Annotated in this window: 29 protein-coding genes and 4 tRNA genes; 17 read left to right on the top strand and 16 right to left on the bottom strand. The window is 59.9% G+C overall.

Annotated features, from left to right (window positions below; translation table 11 throughout):
- The first annotated feature begins 246 nt into the window (after window positions 1-246).
- Window positions 247-414 carry a hypothetical protein gene (locus BFC21_RS27095; protein WP_162939271.1) on the top strand — a complete coding sequence of 56 codons (168 nt, stop codon included), beginning with the start codon at window positions 247-249 and terminating at the stop codon, window positions 412-414.
- Between the two features lie 60 nt (window positions 415-474).
- Here the strand turns inward: BFC21_RS27095 and BFC21_RS01715 are convergent, their stop codons facing one another.
- The gene (locus tag BFC21_RS01715) at window positions 475-1,230 is read right to left on the bottom strand and encodes a TerC family protein (RefSeq protein ID WP_095004070.1); all 756 of its coding nucleotides are present in this window, start codon (window positions 1,228-1,230) and stop codon (window positions 475-477) included.
- Window positions 1,231-1,260: 30 nt separating this feature from the next.
- Entirely contained in the window at window positions 1,261-1,500 is a 240-nt protein-coding gene (locus BFC21_RS01710; protein ID WP_088377030.1) for a hypothetical protein, read from the bottom strand.
- A gap of 135 nt (window positions 1,501-1,635) precedes the next feature.
- Between BFC21_RS01710 and nhaR the strand changes: the two genes are divergently transcribed.
- A complete protein-coding gene (gene nhaR / locus BFC21_RS01705) occupies window positions 1,636-2,535 on the top strand; it encodes a transcriptional activator NhaR (RefSeq protein ID WP_088377029.1) in 900 nt (299 codons plus the stop codon).
- On the opposite strand, the gene BFC21_RS01700 is transcribed toward nhaR, so the two are convergent.
- Window positions 2,522-3,685: an MFS transporter gene (locus BFC21_RS01700; RefSeq protein WP_120266677.1), complete on the bottom strand. Its 1,164-nt coding sequence runs from the start codon at window positions 3,683-3,685 to the stop codon at window positions 2,522-2,524. The two genes, nhaR and BFC21_RS01700, sit on opposite strands and share 14 nt — an antisense overlap.
- A gap of 279 nt (window positions 3,686-3,964) precedes the next feature.
- Between BFC21_RS01700 and sstT the strand changes: the two genes are divergently transcribed.
- Entirely contained in the window at window positions 3,965-5,197 is a 1,233-nt protein-coding gene (gene sstT / locus BFC21_RS01695; protein ID WP_088377028.1) for a serine/threonine transporter SstT, read from the top strand.
- A 769-nt stretch (window positions 5,198-5,966) separates the two neighbouring features.
- Here sstT and BFC21_RS01690 read toward each other — a convergent pair.
- Entirely contained in the window at window positions 5,967-6,476 is a 510-nt protein-coding gene (locus BFC21_RS01690) for a DUF1993 family protein (RefSeq protein WP_016780360.1), read from the bottom strand.
- A 110-nt stretch (window positions 6,477-6,586) separates the two neighbouring features.
- On the opposite strand from BFC21_RS01690, the gene BFC21_RS01685 reads away from it, so the two are divergent.
- Together BFC21_RS01685 and BFC21_RS01680 are read left to right on the top strand one after the other, a co-directional pair.
- Window positions 6,587-7,894, top strand: a complete 1,308-nt coding sequence (locus BFC21_RS01685; RefSeq protein WP_120265545.1) for an MFS transporter — start codon at window positions 6,587-6,589, stop codon at window positions 7,892-7,894.
- A gap of 102 nt (window positions 7,895-7,996) precedes the next feature.
- A complete protein-coding gene (locus BFC21_RS01680) occupies window positions 7,997-8,668 on the top strand; it encodes a YceH family protein (protein WP_088377026.1) in 672 nt (223 codons plus the stop codon).
- A gap of 27 nt (window positions 8,669-8,695) precedes the next feature.
- Here the strand turns inward: BFC21_RS01680 and BFC21_RS01675 are convergent, their stop codons facing one another.
- Complete coding sequence (locus tag BFC21_RS01675; RefSeq protein WP_088377025.1) at window positions 8,696-9,514, bottom strand: shikimate 5-dehydrogenase; 819 nt, start codon at window positions 9,512-9,514, stop codon at window positions 8,696-8,698.
- Between the two features lie 234 nt (window positions 9,515-9,748).
- Here BFC21_RS01675 and BFC21_RS01670 point away from each other — a divergent pair, with 234 nt between their 5' ends.
- The 3 genes from BFC21_RS01670 to BFC21_RS01660 all read left to right on the top strand — a co-directional run bounded on the left by BFC21_RS01670 (window position 9,749) and on the right by BFC21_RS01660 (window position 10,716).
- Window positions 9,749-10,096: a hypothetical protein gene (locus BFC21_RS01670; protein ID WP_016780356.1), complete on the top strand. Its 348-nt coding sequence runs from the start codon at window positions 9,749-9,751 to the stop codon at window positions 10,094-10,096.
- Between the two features lie 136 nt (window positions 10,097-10,232).
- On the top strand, window positions 10,233-10,427 hold the full coding sequence (locus BFC21_RS01665; RefSeq protein ID WP_016780355.1) for a hypothetical protein: 195 nt from the start codon (window positions 10,233-10,235) through the stop codon (window positions 10,425-10,427).
- Window positions 10,428-10,521: 94 nt separating this feature from the next.
- The gene (locus BFC21_RS01660) at window positions 10,522-10,716 is read left to right on the top strand and encodes a hypothetical protein (RefSeq protein WP_095004077.1); all 195 of its coding nucleotides are present in this window, start codon (window positions 10,522-10,524) and stop codon (window positions 10,714-10,716) included.
- On the opposite strand, the gene BFC21_RS01655 is transcribed toward BFC21_RS01660, so the two are convergent.
- Window positions 10,664-10,975: an AzlD domain-containing protein gene (locus tag BFC21_RS01655; RefSeq protein WP_088377023.1), complete on the bottom strand. Its 312-nt coding sequence runs from the start codon at window positions 10,973-10,975 to the stop codon at window positions 10,664-10,666. The two genes, BFC21_RS01660 and BFC21_RS01655, sit on opposite strands and share 53 nt — an antisense overlap.
- A complete protein-coding gene (locus BFC21_RS01650; protein WP_016780353.1) occupies window positions 10,972-11,667 on the bottom strand; it encodes an AzlC family ABC transporter permease in 696 nt (231 codons plus the stop codon). The genes BFC21_RS01655 and BFC21_RS01650 overlap by 4 nt, the downstream gene beginning before the upstream one ends.
- Before the next feature lie 205 nt (window positions 11,668-11,872).
- On the opposite strand from BFC21_RS01650, the gene BFC21_RS01645 reads away from it, so the two are divergent.
- Window positions 11,873-12,391, top strand: a complete 519-nt coding sequence (locus BFC21_RS01645) for a Dps family protein (protein WP_088377022.1) — start codon at window positions 11,873-11,875, stop codon at window positions 12,389-12,391.
- Between the two features lie 225 nt (window positions 12,392-12,616).
- Here the strand turns inward: BFC21_RS01645 and BFC21_RS01640 are convergent, their stop codons facing one another.
- Window positions 12,617-13,558: a class I SAM-dependent methyltransferase gene (locus BFC21_RS01640; protein ID WP_088377021.1), complete on the bottom strand. Its 942-nt coding sequence runs from the start codon at window positions 13,556-13,558 to the stop codon at window positions 12,617-12,619.
- A 299-nt stretch (window positions 13,559-13,857) separates the two neighbouring features.
- Between BFC21_RS01640 and pbpG the strand changes: the two genes are divergently transcribed.
- Window positions 13,858-14,796, top strand: a complete 939-nt coding sequence (gene pbpG / locus BFC21_RS01635; RefSeq protein WP_016780350.1) for a D-alanyl-D-alanine endopeptidase — start codon at window positions 13,858-13,860, stop codon at window positions 14,794-14,796.
- Between the two features lie 135 nt (window positions 14,797-14,931).
- Here the strand turns inward: pbpG and BFC21_RS01630 are convergent, their stop codons facing one another.
- From BFC21_RS01630 to gltX, 8 genes are all read right to left on the bottom strand, one after another.
- Window positions 14,932-15,384 carry an Hsp20 family protein gene (locus tag BFC21_RS01630; RefSeq protein ID WP_016780349.1) on the bottom strand — a complete coding sequence of 151 codons (453 nt, stop codon included), beginning with the start codon at window positions 15,382-15,384 and terminating at the stop codon, window positions 14,932-14,934.
- Between the two features lie 123 nt (window positions 15,385-15,507).
- Window positions 15,508-16,467, bottom strand: coding sequence for a tRNA-dihydrouridine synthase (locus BFC21_RS01625; protein WP_083369462.1), 960 nt, complete (start codon window positions 16,465-16,467; stop codon window positions 15,508-15,510).
- A 73-nt stretch (window positions 16,468-16,540) separates the two neighbouring features.
- Window positions 16,541-16,975: a thioesterase family protein gene (locus BFC21_RS01620; protein WP_016780347.1), complete on the bottom strand. Its 435-nt coding sequence runs from the start codon at window positions 16,973-16,975 to the stop codon at window positions 16,541-16,543.
- Between the two features lie 151 nt (window positions 16,976-17,126).
- Window positions 17,127-17,202, bottom strand: a tRNA-Glu gene (locus tag BFC21_RS01615).
- A 77-nt stretch (window positions 17,203-17,279) separates the two neighbouring features.
- Window positions 17,280-17,355, bottom strand: a tRNA-Ala gene (locus BFC21_RS01610).
- A 50-nt stretch (window positions 17,356-17,405) separates the two neighbouring features.
- Window positions 17,406-17,481: transfer RNA gene (locus BFC21_RS01605), tRNA-Glu, on the bottom strand.
- 76 nt (window positions 17,482-17,557) lie between these two features.
- Window positions 17,558-17,633: transfer RNA gene (locus tag BFC21_RS01600), tRNA-Ala, on the bottom strand.
- 348 nt (window positions 17,634-17,981) lie between these two features.
- Entirely contained in the window at window positions 17,982-19,463 is a 1,482-nt protein-coding gene (gltX, locus tag BFC21_RS01595; RefSeq protein WP_088377020.1) for a glutamate--tRNA ligase, read from the bottom strand.
- 202 nt (window positions 19,464-19,665) lie between these two features.
- Here gltX and BFC21_RS01590 point away from each other — a divergent pair, with 202 nt between their 5' ends.
- The 7 genes from BFC21_RS01590 to BFC21_RS01560 all read left to right on the top strand — a co-directional run bounded on the left by BFC21_RS01590 (window position 19,666) and on the right by BFC21_RS01560 (window position 25,885).
- Window positions 19,666-20,616, top strand: a complete 951-nt coding sequence (locus BFC21_RS01590; protein WP_120265544.1) for a 2-hydroxyacid dehydrogenase — start codon at window positions 19,666-19,668, stop codon at window positions 20,614-20,616.
- 15 nt (window positions 20,617-20,631) lie between these two features.
- On the top strand, window positions 20,632-21,957 hold the full coding sequence (locus BFC21_RS01585) for an Nramp family divalent metal transporter (RefSeq protein WP_088377018.1): 1,326 nt from the start codon (window positions 20,632-20,634) through the stop codon (window positions 21,955-21,957).
- A gap of 69 nt (window positions 21,958-22,026) precedes the next feature.
- Complete coding sequence (locus tag BFC21_RS01580) at window positions 22,027-22,977, top strand: siderophore-interacting protein (RefSeq protein ID WP_120265543.1); 951 nt, start codon at window positions 22,027-22,029, stop codon at window positions 22,975-22,977.
- 298 nt (window positions 22,978-23,275) lie between these two features.
- Window positions 23,276-24,475: a PepSY domain-containing protein gene (locus BFC21_RS01575; protein ID WP_120265542.1), complete on the top strand. Its 1,200-nt coding sequence runs from the start codon at window positions 23,276-23,278 to the stop codon at window positions 24,473-24,475.
- Window positions 24,472-25,014 carry a hypothetical protein gene (locus BFC21_RS01570; RefSeq protein ID WP_016780341.1) on the top strand — a complete coding sequence of 181 codons (543 nt, stop codon included), beginning with the start codon at window positions 24,472-24,474 and terminating at the stop codon, window positions 25,012-25,014. The genes BFC21_RS01575 and BFC21_RS01570 overlap by 4 nt, the downstream gene beginning before the upstream one ends.
- On the top strand, window positions 25,011-25,334 hold the full coding sequence (locus BFC21_RS01565) for a hypothetical protein (protein ID WP_086796247.1): 324 nt from the start codon (window positions 25,011-25,013) through the stop codon (window positions 25,332-25,334). Before BFC21_RS01570 ends, BFC21_RS01565 begins: the two co-directional genes overlap by 4 nt.
- Entirely contained in the window at window positions 25,331-25,885 is a 555-nt protein-coding gene (locus BFC21_RS01560) for a DUF6162 family protein (RefSeq protein ID WP_088377015.1), read from the top strand. The genes BFC21_RS01565 and BFC21_RS01560 overlap by 4 nt, the downstream gene beginning before the upstream one ends.
- Window positions 25,886-25,890 lie beyond the last annotated feature (5 nt).

The following is a 25,890-nucleotide window of genomic DNA, read 5'->3' as shown; positions in this document are numbered from 1 at the left end:
TTGACCCAGAAACTGCCTGCATATTCCCTCGCCTTAAATGAACGCCAGGCCTCAAAACCCGCCATGAGCGTCAATCATAGGGCGCCAATAATGCGAGGTATAGCCTTAAGCCACAGCCCAATGGTTGGCATAGAGCAAATCGATTAGTCCTACACGACCTTCGGTCAATAGACTGCAACATCGCACAGACTAGACTGTCATCTGCTTAGCGTGTGTTTGAGCCCGTAGGGGGCAAAGGAGGCACTGATGAGCCCGATACTGACTATTTTGCTGCTGATCGGCGGCTGGCTGGCCGTCGCCGGGGCCATGCTCTGGGGCCTGATGCGTATTAGCCGCCATCATCACCCGCAGATGCAGGCAAAACCTGAAGAAGCGCCGGAAAAACCTGTGGTTGGCGCCGTCAACGCACATTAATCCCACAAAAAAGCCGCCCACCCTGAACAGGGTGGGCGGCTTTTTTACTACAGACTGCGCTTACTTGGTCAGAGCAGCCTGACGCTTTTCGCGGATCTGGCGCGCCACAATGTTCAAGGTTTCAACCGTGGCCGAGAACGCCATCGCGGCATACACATAACCTTTTGGCACATGGGCACCGAAACCTTCGGCGATCAGGGTCATGCCGATCATGATCAGGAAGGCCAGGGCCAGCATCACGACGGTCGGGTTATCGTTGATGAACTTGGCCAAAGGCTCCGAAGCCAGCAGCATCACCATCACCGCTACCACCACAGCAATCACCATGATCGGCAAGTGCTCGGTCATGCCCACTGCAGTAATGATGCTGTCGATGGAAAACACCAGGTCGAGCATAAGGATCTGGCCGATGGCAGCGGCAAAGCCCAAGGTGACTTTCGACGTCACGCTGTCGGTTTTTTCTTCCACCTGCGGCGTCATGCTGTGGTGAATTTCACTGGTGGCTTTCCACACCAGGAACAGGCCACCGGCAATCAGGATCATGTCCTTCCAGGAGAAGGCCTTGCCCAGCACTTCAAACACCGGCGTGGTCAACTGAACGATGTAGGCAATGGTACCCAGCAAGCCCAGACGCAGGATCAGCGCCATGCCGATACCGATACGGCGGGCCTTGGTGCGGTATTGCTCCGGCAGCTTGTTGGTCAGAATGGAGATAAAGATCAGGTTATCGATGCCCAGCACGATTTCCATCACGATCAACGTGGCCAAAGCGACCCAGGCTGCGGGGCTGGCAGCCAGTTGTAAAAGATATTCCATAGGTGTGTTCGGACTCTGCGTTAAGACACGTTAAATGGCTTGGGATGAGTGTTCTTTTTCTTGCTCAGGCTTTTCTTTTTCGATCAGCCCACCGGTAGCTTCGCTCAGCGCTTGTTCAGCGGCCTTGTGGGTGTCGTCAATTGCTTGCTTGGCGGACTCGGCTGTTTTGCTCAGCATTTGTTGCGCGGCTTTTTCCGCCTGGTCGCAACCTGCGAGCGCCAGCACACCTGCGGACAACAGTACTGCAACAGCTGATTTCTTGATGTTCATGCGTGTATTCCTCTCTAAACCGGCGGCCATCTGGGTGGCTTGCGCATAACGCGGGAGTCTAAAGAATCAAACACTTCAGAAAAATTCGTATTTTTAAGCGCTATACTTCGGTTTTTACGAAGTATTACTGCGCTGATGCTTAATTACCGCCAGCTCCATTACTTTTGGGTAGTTGCCAAAACCGGCAGCATTGTCCGCGCCTGCGAGCAGCTCAACCTCACGCCACAGACCATCAGCGGACAAATCAGCCTGCTTGAGGACACCTATGGCCTGCCGTTGTTTCGCCGGGTCGGGCGGCAACTGGAGCTGACCGAGACCGGTCGCCAGGTGTTGCCTTATGCCGAGCAGATCTTTCAGGTCGGCAGCGAACTGGAGAGCATGCTGCGCATGGCACCCAAGGAGCAGCAGATCCTGTTTCGGGTGGGCGTGGCCGATGTGGTACCCAAGTCGATTGTGTATCGCCTGATTGCGCCGACGATGGAGCTGGATAAACCGATTCGCATTACCTGCCGCGAGGACAAGCTCGATCGGCTACTGGCAGATCTGGCGATTCAACGACTGGATCTGGTGATTTCCGACAGTCCTATGCCTTCACACCTCGATATCAAGGGTTTTAGCCAGAAACTGGGCGAATGCGGTATCAGCTTTTTTGCCACTGCGGCACTTGCCAAAGACTATGCCGAAAACTTCCCGCACTGCCTGCAAGGCGCGCCACTTCTGATCCCCGGCCCCGAAACCATGCTACGCAGCCGCCTGCTGCGCTGGCTGGCCGAGCAGCAGATACAGCCGCGAATCGTTGGCGAGTTTGATGACAGCGCGCTGATGCAGGCTTTCGGCCAGTCCGGGATCGGCGTGTTTATCGCGCCCAGCGTGATAGCCCAGGAAGTGATGCGCCAGTTTGACGTCGAGCTGATCGGCCACACCGAGGCGGTCACCGAATCGTTCTACGCCATTACGGTGGAGCGCAAAATCCGCCACCCCGGCATCGTTGCGATCACCGAGGGGGCACGGCGCGAGTTGTTTACCCCGCGCTAGCGCAGGCAGGGCGCACCTTGGCGGTCATCAGCAACAAGGCCAGCAGAATCGAGACCAGGATAAACCCGGCAGCGGCAAACCCCAGGCTGCCCAGGCCATAGTTATCGATAACCCGGCCACCAATCATGGCGCCCAGACCAATCCCCAGGTTGGCCCCGGCAATATTCAGCGATGCGGCAAATGCCGGGGCATGGGGGGCAACTTTCATCAGCCGTACATGGCTGACCAGAAACATCGCTGCCTGCGTCACCCCCCAGATGCCCATCGCCGCCGCCAGGCCCAGGGTTGAGTGAATGCTCGGTACCAGCGCCACCAGGCCGCTGATCATAAAGGCACAAAACACCATCGAGGCGATCAACGGATGGCGATCCACCATGCGCCCGCCCAGCGAGTTGCCGATCAGGCCGACGGCACCAAAGCCCATCAGGCACCAACCCACCAGCGTGCCGTCAAAACCTGCCAGGCGCTCAAGGATATCTGCCAGATAGGTGTAGGCCGTAAACATGCCGCTGAACACCAGCACAGACAGCACGATATGGCCAATCATCAACGGGCTGCGCAACAGAGCAAATTGCGAACTCAAGGTGACGCTTGCTTTCGCCGCGCGGGTGGCTGGCAGGTAGATCCACAGCAGCAAGGCCTTGGCCAGGGCGACCACGGCCAAAATGCCGAAGGCACTGCGCCAGCCCCAGGCATCCGAGATCAAGGTGCCTACAGGAATGCCAAATACAGTCGCACAGACAATGCCGAAACCGATTTTGGCAATAGCCCGCCCGGCGTAGTCCGGGCCTACGATATCCACCGCCGTTTCACTGGCCAACGCCCAGAACACCGGCAAGCCCAATGCCGGCAGCAGCCGGGCAAAAGCCATCACCCAGATATTGGGCGCCAGCGCCGCCACGGTATTGGCGAAGGCGAACATCAGCAAGATCGAGATAAACAGGCGCTTGCGTTCAAAGCGCGAAAAGTAGGCGGTCAAAAAAGGCCCGAGGGCCGCAACCGTGAAGGCGAACAGGGTCACCAGCAAACCGGCCTGCGGCACGCTGACTTCAAGGTCGCGGGCAATCGAAGGCAGCAGGCCGACGATGACAAACTCGGTGGTGAGCACGGTAAAGCCGGCCGCAGACAGCAGCAGGATGGGCAACAGCATGAATAACTCCAGAGACAACGAGGCCAGCGAAAGCCCGAAAGGCCCGCTGATTTGAAGAAAAGTGGGGATCAGCAATGGTAACAGAATGCTGCGGCGTGCGGCCATGTCACCCGCACGCTCCCCTGTACGGATGTGGCAGATTGCCCCTGCGTAGGAAAGCCCCTACACGTCTATGATAAAGTTCGCATCCCGCCGACTTGCGTCGATCAGCCTGCCCGTTTGCCGCTGATCGCCCCACAGTTTTTCAATGCACTACCCAGAACAACTAGAGAAACCCTTATGACTGACGCTCCACCTACCCTGCTGCAAAAGCTCAAGCGCACCAGCCTGGTGACCCAGATTGTGATCGGTCTGCTCGCCGGTATTTTGCTGGCCTGGCTTGCGCCCTCGGCAGCGCTTTCGGTGGCCTTTATTGGCAAGGTGTTTGTCAGCGCCTTGAAAGCCGTTGCACCGATTCTGGTGTTTGTGCTGGTCATGGCCTCGATTGCCAACCACAAGCACGGCCAGGAAACCCATATCCGCCCGATTCTGGTGCTGTACCTGTTTGGCACCTTTGCTGCAGCCGTCGTGGCCGTTATCGCCAGCATGCTGTTCCCGTCGAATCTGGTGCTGGCCACCGAAAACGTTGCCATCACCGCCCCGGGCGGTATCAGTGAGGTACTGCAAAGCCTGTTGCTGAGCGTGGTCGACAACCCGGTCAGTGCGCTGATGAATGCCAACTTTATCGGCATCCTGGCGTGGGCCATCGGCATGGGCATTGCCATCCGCCATGCTGGCGATACCACCCGCACCGTGCTCAATGACCTGTCCAACGGTGTCACCCTGATCGTGCGTGTGGTGATCCGCTTTGCCCCGTTGGGCATCTTCGGCCTGGTAGCGGCCACCCTTGCTTCTTCAGGCTTCGGCGCCCTGCTGGGCTACCTGCACCTGCTCACGGTGCTGATCGGCTGCATGCTGTTTGTGGCGCTGGTGGTCAACCCGCTGATCGTGTTCTGGAAGTTGCGTCGCAACCCGTATCCGCTGGTGTTTTTGTGTCTGCGTGAAAGTGGGATTACCGCGTTTTTCACCCGCAGTTCGGCGGCCAATATCCCGGTGAACATGGCGTTAAGCGAGCGACTGGGCTTGCATGAAGACACCTACTCGGTGTCCATCCCGCTGGGTGCCACCATCAATATGGCGGGCGCGGCGATTACCATCACGGTACTGAGCCTGGCGGCCGTGCATACGCTGGGGATCGAGGTGGATATTCCGACAGCCATCCTGTTGAGTGTGGTGGCGGCCATTTGCGCCTGCGGCGCATCGGGTGTGGCGGGCGGCTCGCTGCTGTTGATTCCGCTGGCATGCAGCCTGTTCGGCATCCCGAGCGAGATTGCCATGCAGGTAGTGGCCGTGGGTTTCATTATTGGCATCTTGCAGGACTCGGCGGAAACCGCGCTGAACTCCTCCACCGATGTGCTGTTCACCGCTGCGGCCTGCATGGCCAAGGAAGACCAGCCCCTGCAACAGGGTTGAGGCAATGTGGGGCGGGCCAGCATCAGGCTTTGAGAGCACCAATGAAACTGTGGGAGCTGGCTTGCCTGCGATGCTTGCAACTCGGTCTGTCTGAAAAACCTGGGTGCTGCCATCGCGGGCAAGCCCGCTCCCACAGTGGAGCAGGCCAACATCAGGTGTTAAGAGCACCAATCAACCTGTGGGAGCTGGCTTGCCTGCGATGCTTGCAACTCGGTCTGTCTGAAAAACCTGGGTGCTGCCATCGCGGGCAAGCCCGCTCCCACTGTGGAGCAGGCCAACATCAGGTGTTGAGAGCGCCAATGAACCTGTGGGAGCTGGCTTGCCTGCGATGCTTGCAACTTGGTCTGTCTGAAAAACCTGGGTGCTGCCATCGCGGGCAAGCCCGCTCCCACAGTGGAGCGGGCTAGCATCTGGCTTTGAGAGCACCAATGAACCTGTAGGAGCTGGCTTGCCTGCGATGCTTGCAACTCGGTCTGTCTGAAAAACCTGGGTGCTGCCATCGCGGGCAAGCCCGCTCCCACAATGGAGCAGGCCAACATCAGGTGTTGAGAGCAACAATGAACCTGTGGGAGCTGGCTTGCCTGCGATGCTTGCAACTCGGTCTGTCTGAAAAACCTGGGTGCTGCCATCGCGGGCAAGCCCGCTCCCACAGTGGAGCAGGCCAACATCAGCTGTTAAGAGCACCAATCAACCTGTGGGAGCTGGCTTGCCTGCGATGCTTACAACCCGGTGTATCTGAAAGACCGAGGCGCTGGCACAGTGCGCTTGCTTAGAAAGCGCCCATGTAATCACGCTTGCCGATTTCAACGCCGTTGTGGCGCAGGATCGCGTAAGCCGTGGTCACATGGAAGAAGAACTGCGGCAAGCCATAAGTCAGCAGGTAAGCCTGGCCAGTAAAGCGTTTTTCTTTCGGCGTGCCCTGGCGGGTGATGATTTCGATGCCTTCCTTGCCGTCGATTTGCTCAGGCTTGATCCCGTCAACAAACGCCAGCACTTTGCTGATCAGCGCTTGCAGATCAGCAAAGGTCACTTCGCTGTCGTCGTATTTCGGCAATTCGATTTCAGCCAGACGACCGCTGACCCCCTTGGTAAAATCAACTGCGATTTGCACCTGACGCACCAGCGGGAACATGTCCGGTGCCAGACGTGCTTGCAAGAACACGCTCGGGTCGATGTTCTTGGCTGTGGCGTGTGCCTCAGCCTTGGCCAGCACACCGCTCAGGGCGTTGAGCATTTGTTTGAACACAGGAACGGAAGCAGCGTACAGGGAGATAGTCATGGAAGTCTCGACAGTCTGTGGGCAGGAATGGAATGTGCGCCGATTATAGACACGCCAGCGCCCCTCTGGTGTATGAAGATCAACTCCACGCTCAGCCCCGGGACACCCACATGCTCTCTGCTCATCCCTCTACAGCGCCTGCGGCGGATCCGGCCCAGGCGCTGTATGGCAAGATCACCCGCAAGCTCATCCCCTTTCTCTGCTTGTGCTATCTGGCCGCCTATCTGGACCGGATCAATATCGGTTTCGCCAAACTGCAGATGCTCGGCGACCTGCAGTTCAGCGAAACGGCCTATGGCCTGGGCGCGGGGCTGTTTTTTGTCGGATATATCCTGTTCGAAGTACCGAGCAATCTGCTTATGGAGAAGGTCGGGGCCAGGGTCTGGATCGCGCGGATCATGATCACCTGGGGCCTGCTCTCGGCCTGTACCCTGCTGGTCACCACCCCCGCCCAGTTCTATGCCGTGCGTTTTCTGCTGGGGGTGGCCGAGGCGGGTTTTCTGCCAGGGGTGCTGTATTACCTGACCACCTGGTTCCCGACCCAGAGACGAGGGCGCATCATCGCCCTGTTTATGATCGGCATGCCGCTCTCCAGTGTGGTCGGCGGGCCGTTGTCGGGCTGGATCATGGGCGCCTTCGACACTGTCGCAGGGCTGCGCGGCTGGCAGTGGCTGTTTGTGCTCGAGGCGATCCCCAGCGTATTGCTGGGCATCCTGACCCTCTGGGTGCTGCCCGACAGCTATCACACGGCAACATGGTTAAACGCCGACGAAAAAGCGTTACTGCAGCAGCAACTGGGTCAGGACCACGCAGAGGGCCATCACAGCAAGCACGGCTTTCGCGACGGGTTCTTTAACCTCAAGGTCTGGATGCTGGGCGGTATCGACTTCTCCATCCTGCTCAGCGCCTACGCCCTGGCCTTCTGGATGCCGACCTTGATCCGTAACGCCGGGGCAACCGACAACTTCCATATTGGCGTACTCACGGCCCTGCCCAGCCTTGCTGCCCTGATCGGCATGCTGATGATCGGCGCCAGCAGCGACCGGCATCGCGAACGTCGCTGGCATATCATCGTGCCCTTTGTGATTGGCGCGGCGGCAATGGCTGCCAGCACCTTTTTCAGCCACAACCTGTTGGCGATCGTTCTACTCTTTGCCATTGCCTCGGCTGCCATCCTCGGTGCCGTGCCGGTGTTTTTCAGCTTGCCGGCCACCTTTCTTACCGGCCGCGCAGCTGCGACCGGCTTCGCCCTGGCCTGCTCCCTGGCCAATATCGCCGGGCTGGTGAGCAACTCCCTGATGGGCATCGCCATCGATGTCACGGGCAGCAGTTCCGGGGCGTTGTGGTTCTTCGCCTGCTGCCTGCTGATGAGTTGCCTGCTGGTAGTCGCCCTGCCCGCCAGGCTGGTCAACCGCTGAGCGACCCTAAGCAACACCCCGGGCGATCACATGCCAGTCGCTCTAGCGCGCAAAAAACTCCACAATGGCCGCTGGCAACGGTGACTCAAATTGGAGATGAAAATGGACGTTCCGGCTGATCAGTTTTCAGAAAACGTAAAAAACGAATCTGACGCAGGCCCCCTGCTCAACAGCACCGAGATCCGCATTCTTGGCTCCTTGATCGAGAAACAGGCCACCAACCCGGAAACCTACCCCCTGACGCTCAATGCCCTGGTGCTGGCGTGCAACCAGAAAACCAGCCGCGAGCCGGTGCTCAACCTGACCCAGGGCCAGGTCGGGCAAAGCCTGCGCGCCCTCGAAGGCCGCGGCTTTACCCGCCTGGTAATGGGCAGCCGCGCTGATCGCTGGGAGCACAAGGTCGACAAGGCGCTGGAACTGGTGCCTGCGCAAGTGGTGCTGCTGGGCCTGCTGTTTCTGCGGGGGCCGCAAACCCTCAACGAGCTGCTGACCCGCAGTTCGCGCATGCACGACTTTGAAGACACCGAGCAGGTTCAGCACCAGCTCGAACGCCTGATTTCCCGAGATCTGGCCCTGCTCGTGCCGCGCCAGAGCGGCCAGCGCGAAGACCGTTACATGCACGCACTGGGTGACCCGGCCGAGATCGACACGATCATGGCTGCGCGCCAGCAACCTGTGGAACGCAGCAGCGGCTCAAGCGTATCGCTGGAGCGTTTTGAAGCCCTCGAAGCGCGGATTGCTGCCCTTGAGGCGCGTCTGGCAGAGCTGGAATAACACCCTTCACGCCGCCCGCAAGCGTAATCAGCTGCGGGCAAATGCCACGGCAGCCTGAAACTGCTCGGCCGTGGGGCGAACGCCGGTGTACAGCACAAACTGCTCCAGGGCCTGGATGGCAATCACCTCAAGCCCGGTGATGACCTGCTTGCCCTGGGCACGACCACGCACGATCAACGGTGTTTCAACCGGGATCGCCACCACATCGAAGATGATATCCGCGCTGTCGATAGCCTCTGCGGCAAAGGCCAGATCATCGGCTTCAGCCCCGCCCGCCATGCCCACCGGTGTCACGTTGATCAGCATGTGCGGCCGCTGCGCGCCCAGCTCAGGCTGCCATTCATAACCGCAGCTTGCCGCCAGGGCCGCTCCTGTTGCCTCGTTACGCGCCACGATCAGGCCATTGCGATATCCACCATCACGCAATGCCGAAGCCACGGCCTTGGCCATACCGCCGCTGCCACGCAGGGCAAAGGTGGTGTCCTTGGGTACTTTATGGCTGCCCAACAACTGGGCAATGGCGATGTAGTCGGTGTTGTAGGCCTTGAGATGGCCGTCGGTATTGACGATGGTATTGATCGAGGCAATGGCCCGGGCCGATGCATCCAGTTCGTCCACCAGCTCGATGCAGGCCTCCTTGAACGGCATCGACACCCCACAGCCGCGAATGCCCAGGGCGCGGATTCCGCTAACGGCACCTGCCAGGTCCTTGCTGCTGCAAGCCTTGTAGTAAAAGTTCAGACCCAGTTGTTCGTATAGATGATTATGAAAACGCAGCCCGAAATTCCCCGGTCGACCTGACAACGATATGCACAGCTGGGTGTCTTTGTTCGGATTCATTTGCATGCTCATCTCCTTGCTGAAGGCTTTTAGATGGACGGCACAAGCCGTATCGGAAAAATTGTTCGATCATAGTGCAGCTGCCAGGGCTGAAACGTCTCAGCGCCCGCAAACCTTACACAAAATTTACCCGGGCGCTTCGCAGTTTTTTAAAAAAACACGGTCTTAATGTTACCCCCGGGTTTATCTGCGGCCTGGTGCAGGCCGAAACATCGGGGCTGGAATTCGAGGATTATCAAGATGCGTAGCATCCCCAAAATCGCTTTGCTTATCGGCGCCCTGGCTGTCGCAGGGCAGGCATCCGCCCATGGTGGCTGGGGGCCAGGGCCTGCAATTTTTGGCGCGGTGGTGGGTGCAGCGGTGGTTGGCTCGGTCATAGCAGGCCACGAGCAGCGCCCGGTGTATGTGCAACAACCGGTGTATGTGCAGCCGCAGCCGGTTTATGTACAGGCACCACCGGTTTATTACCAACCGCAACCGGTGTATGTACAGCCACCCCAGCCCGTTTACTATCAGGGCTATTACGGCCGGCCGCAACCGGTGTATTACGGCCCGCCGCGGGGCTATTACGGCCCGCCACGCTGGTAACCCCGGCACAGTGCCGACGGGTCCGGACAGACGATGTGAATGTCGCGGATGAGACATCATAGTGCCGCGTACTGCGGCATTATGGAGCGCCATCGGCGCCATCACCGACACACACATAAAAACAAGGACGACCTTTATGCCTACACAAAACCCGCACCATATCGTCGGGCTCTGCACCTCCAGCAAGGTGTACAACACCCTGACCGAGCTCAAGCAGCTCGAAGGTCATCGCACTGCCAAACTGTTGTCATTGTTGACCCAGCACCTGGTGCGCGAAGGGCTGCTGAGCGACCAGGAAGTGATGCACATGCTCGACCAGGTGGTTGACTGACACCTCATCGGCATCAATGACGACTATCACGCGCAATGATTTCTAGCGCAGCGGCCCAACCCGTAAGGTAGCGCCATTGTTGAAGGAGGTAGGTATGCCCAAGATTCATGTCATGTCGGTAATCGGCAGTGCCGTTCCCGCCCCGCTGCGTGCCGACGGCTTGCTGGCGTGCTGGTATGTGGTCAGCGACGGCGTTGCCGTGAGCGGCCCGTTCACCTCGCGCGCCGCCGCCCAGCTTACAGCCAGCCGCGAAACAGATAGAACAGCGCAACACTCAACACAACACTGAGCAACACGTTGCGGCGCCACAGCATCAGCCCGATGGCGCACAACCCGGCCAGCAGGTACGGGTTGGCCAGGCTCAGGTCCAGCTGATGGTCCTTGACGAAAATGATCGGCCCGCAAATCGCCGTCAGCATCCCCGGCACGGCAAAGCCCAAAAACTCCTTTACCCCGCGATTCAGGCGAATGGGCAAGCGCGGCTCCAGAAACAGGTAGCGGTTGAAAAACAGGATCAGGGTCATCCCGCCGATAATTGCCCAGATCATGCCCAATACCCTCCCAGACGCTTGCAGGCATAGCCCGCGACCATACCCGCCAGCCCGGCCAGCACAATGGCCGACTCCCACTGCCAGTGACTGAACAGCACCACAGTGAACAACGAGACTGCCACGCAGACCACAGTCGGGATATTGCGCACCACGGGCGTAATCAACGCGATAAAGGTGGCGGCAATCGAGAATTCCAGCCCCAGTTGGTCCAGGCCCGGAATGCTCTTGCCCAGCACCACGCCCAGCAGGGTGAAAATATTCCAGCCCACATACATGCACAGCCCCACCCCCAGCGCGTACCAGCGATTGAAGGTGCTCTGGTCAAACGGGCTGACCAGGGCAAAGAACTCATCGGTGAGCAAAAAGCCCAGCCCGAAACGCCATTTGGGCTCGAGCGGCGCCACCAGCGGGCGCAGGTGCATGGCATAAAGCAAATGCTGCGAAGTCAGCAGCAAGGTAGTAACCAGAATCGAAATTGCACTGGCGCCGCCCTTGATCATGCCAATCGCCACCAGTTGCGCCGCACCGGCAAACACAAACAGCGACAGCCCCTGGCTTTGCGCGGGGCTCAACTGGGCATCAATGGCGGTGGAACCGGCCAGCAACCCCCAGGGCGCGCAGGCCAGGGTCAGCGGAAGGCAGGCAAGGGTGCCGCGCACAAACGCGGTTCGAGCAAGTGAATCAGGCATTGAAAACAATCCGGTAATCAGCAGCGGCAAAGGGTCGCAACATCGGGGCAAAAAGTCTTGAACGATCTTGCTCTGCTGCCCTCATAACTTGACGCGGACCGTTTGAAAACGGCCCGCCGTGTTTGACGAGAGGCCAAACCTGGTCTTTAGTCAGCCGCACTCAAGAGACGTTAATTCCGATCAACCGCTGCCACGAGGAACCACCATGAAAGACCTGAAATCCGCCAAGGAAAGCAGAAAGGCCGATCTGCGGACACCTACGGCATTAAGCGAAAAAGCCTGTATCGACATTGCCGCCGAAGTGAATGCGCTGTTGGCCGATACCTTTGCCATCTACATGAAGACCAAGAACTTCCACTGGCACATGTCCGGCCCGCATTTCCGTGACTTCCACCTGCTGCTGGACGAGCAGGCCGACCAGATCTACGCGACCACCGATGCCATTGCCGAGCGTGTACGCAAGCTGGGGCGCACCACCCTTCGCTCCGTGGGCCATATCAAGAAGTTGCAGCGCCTGCTGGATAACGACGCCGACTTCGTAACCCCGGAAGACATGCTGGCCGAGCTGCGCGAAGACAATATCCAGCTGGCCGCCTATATGCGCGAGACCCACGACATGTGCTCCGAGCTGGGCGATGTGGCCACCACCAGCCTGCTGGAAAACTGGATCGACGAAGCGGAGCGCCGCGTGTGGTTCCTGTTTGAGTCGTCGCGCACCAAGTAATCCATTACGTCTGTAACGCCTGTAGTCGCTGACGAGGAACGAAGGCTGCGAGCCCTTTAAAATTAAAAGCTCGCAGCCTTCGTTCCTCGTCAGCGACTACAGGGTGGCTCAGCATGAATTTTTATTCACAGTCTTTGAACGCTGCGAACGGTATATTCGCCACGCTCATTGCTCATTCAATGAACCCCTTGCCCGCGCCTCCCCTGCGGGCTTTTTTTTTGCCCTTCAAGCGCCCTGCCGGAACACCAGCGCCTTGAGGCCGCACTCCACATCCGCGTCCGGGAACTCCGGCGGGTTGTCCAGGCGCTGCACAAAACGCAGGCTCGGCGCATCCCGGGTCACGCCGTCGATCAAGAAGTCCGAGCCCAGTGCCGGGTCGTTCATACAGGCCAGCACCGTACCGTTTTCACTGAGCAGCTCCGGCAAGCGACGCACCACGCGCTGGTAGTCCTTGGTCAGTAGAAAGCTGCCTTTCTGAAATGACGGCGGATCGATGATCACCAGGTCATAAGGCCCGGTGCTTTTCACCTTGCCCCAGGACTTGAACAGTTCATGGCCCAGGAATGTCACCTTGCTCATGTCATGCCCGTTCAGGCGATGATTGTCACGGCCGCGGCTCAGGGCCGCGCGGGACATGTCCAGGTTGACCACATGCTGCGCCCCGCCTTCTATGGCCGCCACGGAAAAACCGCAGGTGTAGGCAAACAGGTTCAACACCCGCTTGCCCTCGGCATTGGCCCGCACCCAGTCACGACCGTAGCGCATATCGAGAAACAAACCGTTGTTCTGCTTGCGGCCCAGGTCCACCCGATAGCGCAGGCCGCCTTCGGTCAGCGTCCACTCGTCAACCGGCGCACCCACCAGCCATTCGGTGTCGCTTTGCAGGGTATAGCGATGTTGCAGCACCAGGGTGTGGGCAGCGCTGGCTTGCCACTGCGGGGATTGCGCAAGGGCCATCAGCAGTTGCTTGAGGGCAGCCAGTTGCCCGGCCTCTGGTTCCTTGAACAGTGACACCTGCACCACGCCCTGCAGCCAGTCCACCGTCAACTGCTCAAGCCCTGGCCAGCAGCGACCGCGGCCATGAAACAAACGCCGGGTTTCAGCGGGGGCAGTGCCCAGCGCCGTCAATAAGTGCTGGTGCAAAGTGGTTAACGCTTCAGGAGTCATCAGGCCGGCCGGTCAATTTCAAGGGCCGGCATTTTACACCATTGCACCGCCATGCCTAACCAGCCTGTTCAGCCAGCCAACAGCTTTGCCCTGCTAGGCTCGTGCAGGCACGAACCCTCGTCTGGCTGGCGTCAGCGGGCGAAAAAACCGCTGAGAACCTCCTGGCCGGATTTTCTCTCATAAACCCCAGCGAAATCAGGCATTTCTGCCGCCATTGATCCATACTGACTAAATGTAACGTCATGTGTATAACAGCCGTTGCAGCCAGGTACTTCCCAACCATTCTTGAGTCATTCTGCGTGAAAATTCATCTTTCCATATTAAGCCTGTGTTTAGTTCTGGCAGGCACCAGCGCCTCTTCAATCGCCGCAGCGGCTGAAAGCACCTCGGCCCCACGGGATACCTCGAAACTGCACATCGCCTCAGGCAGCGCGCTGCTGGTGGACCTGCAAACCAACAAAGTGATTTTTGCCAGCAACCCGGACGCCATCGTGCCCATTGCCTCCGTCACCAAACTGATGACCGCTATGGTGGTACTGGATGCCAAGCAGTCGATGGATGAGTCCATTTCGGTCAATATCAGCGACACGCCGGAGATGAAGGGGGTGTTTTCGCGGGTGAAAATTGGCAGTGAGCTGTCGCGTCACGAAATGATGCTGATCACCCTGATGTCCTCGGAAAACCGCGCGGCCGCCAGCCTGGCCCACCATTATCCGGGCGGTTATGTGGCGTTTATCGCGGCGATGAATGCCAAGGCCAAAAGCCTGGGCATGATGAGCACCCATTATGTGGAGCCCACCGGGCTGTCGATCCACAACGTGTCCACTGCCCGCGACCTGAGCAAGCTGCTGGCCGCGGCGCGGCACTACCCGATGCTCAGCCAGTTGAGCACCACCAAGGAAAAGACCGTGGCGTTCCGCAAACCCAACTACAGCCTGGGTTTCAGCAACACCGATCACCTGGTCAGAAAAGACAAATGGAACATCAAGATCACCAAGACCGGCTTTACCAACCAGGCTGGCCATTGCCTGGTGCTGGTCACTGAAATGGGCGGTCGCCCGGTGTCCCTGGTGATTCTGGATGCCTTTGGCAAATACACTCACTTCGCCGATGCCGGGCGGATTCGCAACTGGGTGGAAACCGGCAAAAGTGGCGGCGTACCCGACGTAGCCTTGCGCTACAAAGCCGAAAAAAACCTGCAGAAAAACCAGCTGACAGCAGGTCAGGCGGGCAAGTAAAGGATTGTCGATGAAATGCAGGCACTTGCCCCGGGGAGAGGATCGGGGACAAATGCCTGCGTACTGCTCGTTACAAACTGCAGATAGAAAGAACCCCGTCACCTGGACGGGGTTCTTGCCTGGCACATGCTCAGATCAGTTTTGCAGGGCAGGCTGCGAATCCCCATTGATCGGGATGCGTTTGGCTTTTGCCTCTTCCGGCACCACCCGCTGCAGGTCGATGCTCAGCAAACCGTTGCTCAGGTTTGCGCCTTTGATCTCGATATGGTCGTCGAGACGGAAGGACAATTTGAATGCCCGCTGTGCAATACCTTGATGCAAGAAGGTCACGCCTTCTTCGCTGGTGCTTTCGCGTTTGCTGCCGCTCACGCTCAACACGCCTTTCTCTACTTGCAGGTCCAGATCATCTTGCTGGAAGCCTGCTGCCGCGACCACGATGCGATAGCTGTCTTCACCGCGTTTTTCAACGTTGTAAGGTGGGTAGCCGCCGCTTGAATCGTTGCGCAGTGCGGTTTCAAACAAATCACTAAAACGGTCAAAGCCGACAGAATTACGGAACAGTGGCGCCATTGAAAAAGCGTTGCTCATAATTTCATCCTCCTGATTTCAGCGAGATTTTGTTACGCGACCCGGTTTCGGCATCGCGTACCCCTTAGATAGGGACCGGCAAAATCATTTCAAGGGCTTTTTTTGAAATTTTTTTCAGGTGCTTCAGGCAGCATCGGCAGGCGGGTTGTTGACCAGGTGCCGGACCTTCTCACAGTCGGTTTCACGGCGCATGGCATTGAACAGCACCACCGCTTCAGGGTAGTTGCGGGTCAGCATCGCCAGCCACTGCTTGAGCCGCCCCGGCGCCGAGCGCGGGGTCAGCTGGGCTTCGGCCTGGGCCCAGAAGTCGCGGATCATGGGCTGCAAATCGGCCCAGGTCATCGGCACTACCTCAACACCGGCGCGGGCAGCGGCAATTTGCGCGGCCAGATCAGGCCGCGACACCAGACCACGACCCAGCATGATGTCTTCAGCCCCGCTGATTTCGCGGCAACGGCGCCAGTCTTCAACCGACCAGATATCACCGTTGGCAAACACCGGCACCTTGACCGCTTCCTGCACCTGGGCGATGTACTCCCAATGCGCAGGTGGCTTGTAGCCATCCATCTTGGTCCGCGCATGCACCACAATCTGGCTGGCGCCGCCCTCGGCCAGGGCAATCGCGCACTCGTTGGCGCTGTCCGGCGTATCAAAGCCCAGGCGCATCTTGGCGGTGACCGGGATATGCGCAGGCACTGTACGGCGCACCTGCAGCAAAATGGCGTGCAACAGCTCAGGCTCCTTGAGCAGCACTGCCCCGCCACGGGACTTGTTTACGGTCTTGGCCGGGCAGCCAAAGTTGAGGTCGATCACCCCGCTGCCCAGCTCTACCGCCAGCGCCGCGTTGTCGGCCAGGCACGCCGGGTCGGAACCCAGCAACTGCACACGCAGCGGCACGCCGGAGCGCGTCTGCGCGCCGTGCTGCAACTCGGGGGCGAGTTTATGGAAGTAGGCTTCAGGCAACAGCCGCTCGGTGACCCGAATAAATTCGGTCACACACCAATCAATACCGCCGGTGCGGGTCAGGACATCACGCAGGATGTTGTCGACCAACCCCTCCATCGGCGCCAAAGCAATTTGCATGGGTGACTCTCATGAAAAACGTGCGGCAGTTTACGCGGTTCTGCAGGCAATCGGTATGTGCAGGAGCTCAGACTCAGGCCGTCACGACGGCCGGGCCGTAACCTTCGAGAAACTCGGCAGGCAGGCGCCTGGCCTTGCCGGTGGACAGCTCGATGCAGACAAAGGTGGTTTGCGCACGCAACAGGGTGACCCCGTCGCTGGGGCGTACCAGTTGAAAGTGGCGAGTCATGCGCAGGCGCTGGTCGCAATCGACAATCCAGGTGGCCAGTTGCAGTTCGTCGCCTTCATAGGCGCTGGCCAGGTAGTCGATCTCATGGCGGGAAACGGCCATGGCGCGGTCGAGACGACGGTACTCGGCAAGATCCAGCCCCAGGCGCTGCGAATGGCGCCAGGCACAGCGCTCGAGCCAGACCACATAGGCTGCGTTATTGGCATGGCCAAACCCGTCGATGTCTTCAGCCTGCACTTGCAGGTCAATGATGAACGGTGCTGCCAAATCCCAACTCATGCCTTGTCTCCCTGTAGATAAATAAGGAGCGCAGTGTAACGCAGAGGGGGCGACGGGAAACTTGAAGAGCAGGAATTAAAAAACTGCAGACAAACAAAAGGGCCATTCAATAATCGAATGACCCTTATAAATCCCGCAAAGCGGGTAATCGTGGCGTCCCCTAGGGGACTCGAACCCCTGTTACCGCCGTGAAAGGGCGGTGTCCTAGGCCACTAGACGAAGGGGACACAAACCCTTCTAACAGTGATCAGCGCTGAGTGCTGATCGATTCAATGCCAGTGTGGCCCGACATTGAACTGTAAATTGGTGGAGCTAAACGGGATCGAACCGTTGACCTCTTGCATGCCATGCAAGCGCTCTCCCAGCTGAGCTATAGCCCCGATTTATCGCCTGGCGGCGGAGCAACACCGAAGTGCTGCTTCTGTAAAACTGGCGTCCCCTAGGGGACTCGAACCCCTGTTACCGCCGTGAAAGGGCGGTGTCCTAGGCCACTAGACGAAGGGGACACAAACCTTCTAACTTGACCAGCGCTGAGTGCTGGTCGATTCAATGCCGGTGTGGCCAGACATTGAACAGTAAATTTGGTGGAGCTAAACGGGATCGAACCGTTGACCTCTTGCATGCCATGCAAGCGCTCTCCCAGCTGAGCTATAGCCCCAAACTAACCGTGTTGGGTGTTGCTGTGTTGCGTTCTGCTTGTTTCGTGTTGCTGTGTTGACGGGGCGCATATTAAGACTGGATCGGTAGGCTGTCAAACTTATTTTTAAACTTTTTTAAAAAAATTTGTCGTGAGAACAACCACTTACCCGCCCCGCCCCGTAAATACGGGGCCAAACCCCAAGCAAAACCTTGTAGCAGCTGCCGCAGGCTGCGTCCGGCGGCGTAGCCGCCGTAAATGCAGAATGCTCGATTTGCCTGAAAAAACGTGCATTTAGAATTTACGATTGCTTCGCAATCGAACGCAGCCTCGTTCCTTCGGCAGCTGCTACGGATTATTAAACTCTGGTTAACCCATCGCGTTAAACAGCTTTTCCCACTCCTTGTTTTCTTTCTTCGACACGCCACCCAGCAAGTCCAGCGCCTGACGCAGACGGAAACGGGTCAGGTCCGGCCCCAGGATCTCCATCGCGTCCAGCACCGACACCGAGCTGGCCTGCCCCGTGATCGAGGCGAACATCAGCGGCATGGCATCACGCAGCTTCAGCTCCAGACTTTCAACCACGGCCTGGATGCAGCCGGTGATCGCGTCCTTTTCCCACTGACGCAGGCTCTCGAGCTTCCACAGGATCAACTGCATCAACTGGCGCACTTGCTCGTTGGACAGCTTCTTGTGCTCAAACAGCTTGGCATCCAGCTGCAAGCCACCCGAGAAGAAGAACCCGGCCAGGGGTGCGATCTGGCTGAAAGTCTCGACCCGGCCCTGTACCAGCGGCGCGATCTTCATCATGTACTCAGGGTTCAGCGCCCACTGCTGCACGCGGCTGGCAAACTCTTCCAGCGGCAGGTCACGCAGCCACTGGCCGTTGAGCCAGGACAGCTTCTCAACGTCGAAAATCGGCCCGCCAAGCGAAACACGGCTCAGATCGAAGTTGTCGACCATTTCCTGCAGCGAGAACTTCTCGCGCTCGTCCGGCATCGACCAGCCCATGCGGCCCAGGTAGTTGAGCATCGCTTCAGGCATAAAGCCCATGCGCTCGTAGAACGTCACCGAGGTCGGGTTCTTGCGCTTGGACAGCTTGCTCTTGTCCGGGTTGCGCAACAGCGGCATGTAGCACAGCTGCGGTTGCTCCCAGCCGAAGTACTCGTACAACAGGATCAGCTTGGGTGCCGACGGCAGCCACTCTTCGCCACGCAGTACATGGGTGATGCCCATCAGGTGATCGTCGACCACGTTGGCCAGGAAGTACGTTGGCAGGCCGTCGGTTTTCATCAGGACTTGCATGTCCATGCGATCCCACGGGATTTCAACGTCGCCGCGCAGCAGGTCCGGTACCACGCACACGCCTTCGGTCGGCACTTTCATGCGGATCACGTGAGGCTCGCCAGCGGCCAGGCGCCGGTCAACTTCTTCCTTGGACAACAGCAGCGCACGACCGTCGTAGCGCGGGGTCTCGCCCTTGGCCATCTGCTCGGCGCGCATCTGGTCCAGTTCTTCAGCGGTGCAGAAGCACGGGAAGGCGTGGCCCATATCCACCAGTTGCTGGGTGTACTTTTTGTAGATGTCGCTGCGTTCGCTTTGACGGTACGGGCCGTGCGGGCCGCCTACGTCCGGGCCTTCGCTCCAGGTGATACCCAGCCAGCGCAGGGCGTCGTAGATCTGCTGCTCGGACTCGCGGGTCGAGCGTAGCTGGTCGGTGTCTTCGATGCGCAGGATAAATTCGCCGCCGTGCTGCTTGGCAAAGCAGTAGTTGAACAAAGCGATGTAAGCGGTGCCGACGTGGGGGTCGCCGGTAGGCGATGGCGCAATGCGCGTGCGAACGGTGGTCATGGGCGGTCTCGAAATGGAGATAAAACAAAGGGCGAATGGTAACAGGCCGACCCGGCCCGGCTCCAGCACAGGACTCGACCCGGCCGCCACACGGTTGAAAAAAGCTGTAATAGAGCGTTTGTATCGAATTGATACAGGGAAAAGCAGCCAGGACCGGTGTTAATCTCGACTCATTCTTGACAATCCCTGGCTGGAGATAACTATGTCCCACGTTGTGCTGGTGCTGGTAGAGAGCGTTAACGATTACCTGCACATGCTGGAACACCAGGGCTACGAACTGATCCTTGCGCCCACCCCCGCCAGCCGCGCCGAGGCTATTGCCCGCCACGGCGCGCGGATCGACGCGGTGCTGACCCGTGGCCCGCTGGGCCTGCATGCCGATGAAATGGCCGCCCTGCCCGCGCTCAACATTATCTGCGTGATTGGTGCCGGTTTTGAGCAGGTCGACCTGCAGGCCGCCAGCAACCTGGGCATTACCGTGACTTTTGGCGCCGGGGCCAATGCTTCGTCAGTAGCCGACCATGCGATGGCGCTGCTGCTGTCCGTGGTGCGCGGCATCCCCCAGGCCGACGCGAGCATCCGCCGCAACGAATGGATCAAGGTTCGCCAGCCATCACTGTCGGGCAAACGCATGGGCATCATCGGCCTGGGCGCCATCGGTGAGGCCATCGCCAAGCGAGCCGCCCACGGCTTTGACATGAGCATCAGCTACCACAGCCGCCAGCCGCGCCAAGGCTCGCCCTACACTTACTGCGCCAGCGTGCTCGAACTGGCCAGCCAGGTGGATTTCCTGGTCGTCGCCACCCCGGGCGGCAGTGCCACCTACCACCTGGTCGACGCCCCCGTGCTGGACGCCCTGGGCGCTGATGGCTACCTGATCAATATTGCCCGCGGCAGCGTGGTCGACACCGACGCCCTGATCGCCGCCCTTGCCACAGGCAAGATCGCCGGGGCCGGGCTTGATGTGTTTGAAGACGAGCCTTTGGTGCCCGAGCCGCTCAAAACCCTGGGCAACGTGGTCATGACCCCGCATGTAGCCGGCCAGTCGCCCGATGCCGTCGAGGCCACCGTGCAACTGGTGGTCGACAACCTGTTGGCCTTCCATGCCGGCAAACCGGTGCTCACCCCCGTGCCCTTGCCGCACCCCGCCTGACCCCGGAGCCTGCGCTTGAAATTCAGCCTGCCAACAACCGCCACTGCACCCTTCTGCCCCTCGCAAGTCAGTGGCAGCGTGCCCGTCGACGCCCGCGCGCCGTTTTTCAAACGCGCGCTGCGCTTTGCCGGCCCCGGCCTGCTGATCAGCATCGGCTATATGGACCCCGGCAACTGGGCCACCGCCATTGAAGCCGGCTCGCGCTATGGCTACAACCTGCTGTTTGTGGTGCTGCTCGCCAGCCTGGCGGGCATGGCCGTGCAATGCCTGTGTTCACGCCTGGGCATTGCCACCGGGCGCGATCTGGCGCAGTTGTGCCGTGAGCGCTACAGCAAGCGCTCGGCGCGGGTGCAATGGCTGCTGGCAGAAATCTCGATCATCGCCACCGACCTGGCCGAAGTGCTCGGCTGCGCACTGGCATTCCATCTGTTGCTGGGCTGCTCGCTGACCACCGGCATCGCCCTCACCGCCCTCGACACCCTGCTCGTGCTGGCCCTGCAAGGCAGGGGGTTTCGTCGGCTTGAAGCGATCATGCTCGCGCTGGTAATGACCATCGTCGGCTGTTTTTTCGTTGAACTTGTACTGATCAAGCCTTATTGGCCGGATGTGTTCGACGGCTTCAAACCGTCACTGTCTGCGATCAGCGGTGCCGCGCCACTGTACATCGCCATCGGGATCATTGGCGCCACGGTGATGCCACACAACCTGTACCTGCACAGCTCCATCGTGCAAACCCGCCTGACCGGCAAGGACTACGCCAGCAAACTGGACGCCGTGCGCCTGTCGCGCATTGACACCATCGGCTCCCTGGCCCTGGCGCTGCTGGTCAATGCCGCGATCCTGATTCTGGCAGCTGCCGCCTTTCACCAGAGTGGCCATACCGACGTGGTCGAAATCCAGGACGCCTACCGCATGCTCGACCCTCTGGTGGGCGGCGCAATGGCCAGCGTCCTGTTCGGCGTGGCGCTGCTGGCCTCGGGGCAAAGCTCGACCTTCACCGGGACCATCGCCGGGCAAGTGATCATGGAAGGCTACCTGGAGCTGAAAATCCCCTGCTGGCAACGGCGCCTGATTACCCGTGGCCTGGCGCTGGTCCCGGCGTTCCTCGGTGTGTGGCTGATGGGCGACGACGCGGTGGGCAAGCTGCTGATCCTCAGCCAGGTGGTGCTCAGCCTGCAACTGCCGTTCGCGCTGTACCCGCTGATCCGCATGACCGGCGATAAAAAACTGATGGGGCCTTTCGTTAACCGCCTGCCGACCCGACTGCTGGCGTGGTTTCTGTTCGCGGTCATCAGTTGCGCCAATGTCTGGCTGATTGCGCAGATCGGCTTCGGGAGCTGAACCTGCGCCCTTAATTCCAGCGCCCGGTGGCTCGTTATACAAGACGACTCCTGCTATTGAGGTGCTGACATGTCCGCCGCTGCCACCCTGGTGCAAAACCTGCGCAATCGACTCAGTAAACCCACCGCCTACCGACTGTTCGATATCCGGCTCAAGCACCGCATCACCTTGAGCCCCTCGCTGACACGCTTTGTGTTCACCGGCAGCGACGTGGCGCTGATGCGCACCCTGGCCCCCGACCAGCGCGTCAAACTGCTGTTCCCCAGTGCCGATGGCGCCGCCGCCAACCTGCCCAAACAGGGCGACTGGCGGGCGCCCCTGCGGGACATGAGCCCCGAACAGGTGCCGCCCATGCGCTCCTACACCATTCGAAACCTGCGGGTAGATGCCAGCGAGCTGGATATCGACTTTGTCCTGCACGGTGTCACCGGCCCCGCTACACGCTGGGCCAGCCAGGCCAGGGCGGGTGATCGCCTGCAGATCGCGGCGCCCAATGGCGCTTATGCCGACGACCCCGGCGGCTATGAATGGCAGCCACCACAAGGCATGCGCAAAGTACTGCTGATTGGCGACGAAACCGCCCTGCCGGCCATTGCCGGCATCCTCGAAACCCTGGCGCAGCACCCTGACACCCCCCAGGTGCAGGCTTTTATCGAAGTGCCGCAAGAGGCGGACTGCCAGGCGCTGCACTGCGGCCCGAACACCAAAGTGCACTGGCTGCCCCGTGCCAGCCTGGGCAAACAGCACGGCGACGGCATGATCCTCGCCGCCCGCGAGCTGGCCAGCTTGCCACCAAGACGCCTGCAGGCCCGGGCCTGTGCCGAACTGCAGGAGCTGGACCTGGACAACCAGCGCCTGTGGGAGCGGGCCAGTGCCCGGCACAACGAGTTCTACGCTTGGGTGGCCGGGGAATCGATGGCGGTGATGACCATCAGGCGGTTTTTCGTCAATGAGTGCGGCCTGGACCGCAAGGGCCTGACCCTGATGGGGTACTGGAAACTGGGGCGATCGTTGGGGTGATACTGGCCCTTGTAGCAGCTGCCGAAGGAACGAGGCTGCGTTCGACGGCGCAGCCGTCGTGAAGTCAAGCGCCTCGGTGTGTCAGGTAGATTGAGTGTTCAGGTTTTACGACGGCTGCGCCGCCGAACGCAGCCTCGCTCCGCTCGTCAGCTGCTACAGGCGAACGAGAACAAGAACAAGAAACAATTTTTTACATGTCGAGGTTCGGGTTTTAAACATCTCATTCGTCCTACATGGATAAGCAATCGCTTCTCAATGGCGATTACACACCCGCCCTGCTGCGAGTTTGCCGTTTCCCATGTCCAAAAAGTCCCGTTCAAAACTCTGGTTTCTGGTTCACAGCTGGTTGACCCTGCCCATCTGGTTCTTTGTGCTGATTGTCTGCGTGACCGGCACGCTGGCCGTGGTCAGCCAGGAGATCGTGTGGCTGGCCACCCCGCAAGCCCGTGCCACGCAACCGTCCGATGATGCGCCACTGCTGACTTACCAGCAGGTGCTCAGCGCCATTCACCAGGCCGAGCCGGCGCTGGCCGTGCAGTCGATCAGCCGCCCCGACGAGTCGCACTTTGCCCTGGTGGCCAGTGTGGTGTACCCCGACGGCCGCTCGCCGTCGCTGTATATCAACCCCTACTCCGGGGCGATCCAGGGTGAAAGCCCCAGCTTTGACTTCAAGGCCTTTACCCGCGCCCTGCACGGCTGGTGGCTGGTGCCCTTTACCAATGGCTACAGCTGGGGCTGGTACCTGGTGTCGTTCCTCGGCCTGCCGCTGCTGGGCTCGCTGATTACCGGGCTGGTGGTCTACAAAAAATTCTGGAAGGGCTTTTTCAAGCCCAACCTGCGCTTCAAGCACGGAGCGCGGATTTTCTGGGGCGACTTTCATCGCCTCTGCGGCATCTGGTCGATCTGGTTTATCGCGGTGATTTCCATCACCGGCCTGTGGTTCCTGATCCAGGCTTTCATGTTCGATAACCAGATTTCCATCTCCACCGCTGGCAACCCGCCCGTGGTGGCTCGCCAGGATGTGCCGATCATGCCCGACGGCAAGCCCGCGCCGCAGATCAACCTCGACCAGGCCGTGCAGATCGCCGCCGAAAACATCCCGGGGCTGGAAGCCAGTTTTGTCAGCCTGCCGAGCAATGCCTATGGGCATATCGAAGTCGGCGGCCCGGGCTGGTACCCGCTGCTGTTCCAGACCGCCGACATCAACCCGTACAACGGCGCCATCGAAGGCTCGCGGATGATTGCCGACCGCTCCGGGCTGGAGCTGGTGACCGAGTCCATGCGCCCGCTGCACACCGGCGACTTTGGCGGGCTGTGGGTCAAGCTGATCTGGTTCTTCTTCGGTTTGATCCTGAGCATGATGGTCTTGAGCGGTCTGCTGATCTGGACCAAACGCACCGCCCTGGCCACCGCCAACGCCCTCAAGCGCAGCGCAAAACCCCGGCGGCCAGCCGCCGTCACGGCGAATAGCCCACAGCCCGAAGAGGCCAATGTATGAGCAAGGCAGTGGCTGTACCGCCCTCGTCCGCCCTGAGCCGGCTTTGGCACAAATGGCGCTTTCACATCAATATTTTGCTGTTGCTGGTGCCCCTGGGCTTTATGCCCAAGTACTTTGCCGATGCCTCGCTGTTTCGCGGCGACAGCGGCCTGGGCGAGCGCGACATCGGTACCGTGCAAGTCGGCCCCTGGAGCCTGCAACTGGCCGAACTGCGCAACGAAGCCCCGCGCCCCGACGGCCCGGCCGGCTACATGAAGAGTTTTAACGCAGCCCTGTGCGACACCTGTATCGATCAGGTCAAGGCCGCCTACCTGCGCATCGGCAAACCGCGCAGCCTGCGCGCCGCCGGGGTGATCTTTTTCGGCACGCCGTACCGCATGGGCGCGACGATGCCGATCCCGGAACGCACAAAGGCCGATGCCGAGCTGTGGATCACCCTTGAGGGGTGGGACGGCTCCATGCATCAGGCCTCCATTCCCCTGAGCCAGGCCTCACCGGCGACGGTCGCCTGGCTGGCCCAACGAGGAGGCAAACCATGACCTGGCGCCTGTTAAAAATCCCGGCCATTGCCGCAGTGCTGGCCTTCAGCAGCCAGGCCCTGGCCCACAACCCCATGTGCGAATGCAAGGCCATCGAGGACGGGCAAATCCGCTGCACCGGCGGGTTTTCCGATGGCAGCGGCGCACCGGGAGTGACGCTGGACGTGATCGGCTACGACGAAACCATCCTGGTGCCCGGCAAGCTGGGCGCCGACTCGACCCTGACCTTCAAACGCCCGGAGGCCGAATTCTATGTGCTGTTTGACGCCGGCCCCGGGCATATCGTTGAGATCGACCAAGCCGATATCGAGGCCCCATGAGTACTCAAGTCGTGCGCCCGGCCGGTGCCGGGCATGAAACCCTGTATGTGCTGCTGTTGTGCCTGCTGATTGTGGCCGTGGCAGGCTCAGTGGTGGCCTGGCGACATGAGTCCCAGGCAGTGACCTCGGTGGCCGCCCACCAACTGGATGCGCGCCGCGACCTGAGCGCCGCCGAGCAGGGCATCTACGCCGACCTGCGGGTCACCCTGGATGAAATCCAGCTGCTGCGCGAAGAGTCCGGCACCCTGCCGCCGCCTGCGCAACTGGCCGAAGAAGGCTTTGCGCCCTTTGCCCACGACGCAAGTTCGATCAGCCGGGGCAGCCATGCCTGGCAGATGCTGGGCGAGCAGGCTTACCTGGGCATCAGCCCTAATCCTGAGGTGGCGGGCTCGTTTCTGCTGCGCCTCGGCGAACAGCCCGATATCTGGCTTAACCGTCAGCACGATGTGAGGCCCGTCACTGACCTGAGCGATGCCGCCCTCAACCAGAGTGGCTGGCAGCAAGTGATCGCGCAATTCGATGCCGGGGTCACCCGCCAGCATCGTCACTGAACCCA

It is taken from the genome of Pseudomonas sp. TMW 2.1634, from assembly GCF_001703595.1.
Taxonomy (GTDB): Bacteria; Pseudomonadota; Gammaproteobacteria; order Pseudomonadales; family Pseudomonadaceae; genus Aquipseudomonas; species Aquipseudomonas fragi.
Note: the sequence above shows the minus strand (reverse complement) of the source record. Positions and strands in the feature narration are given on the sequence as shown.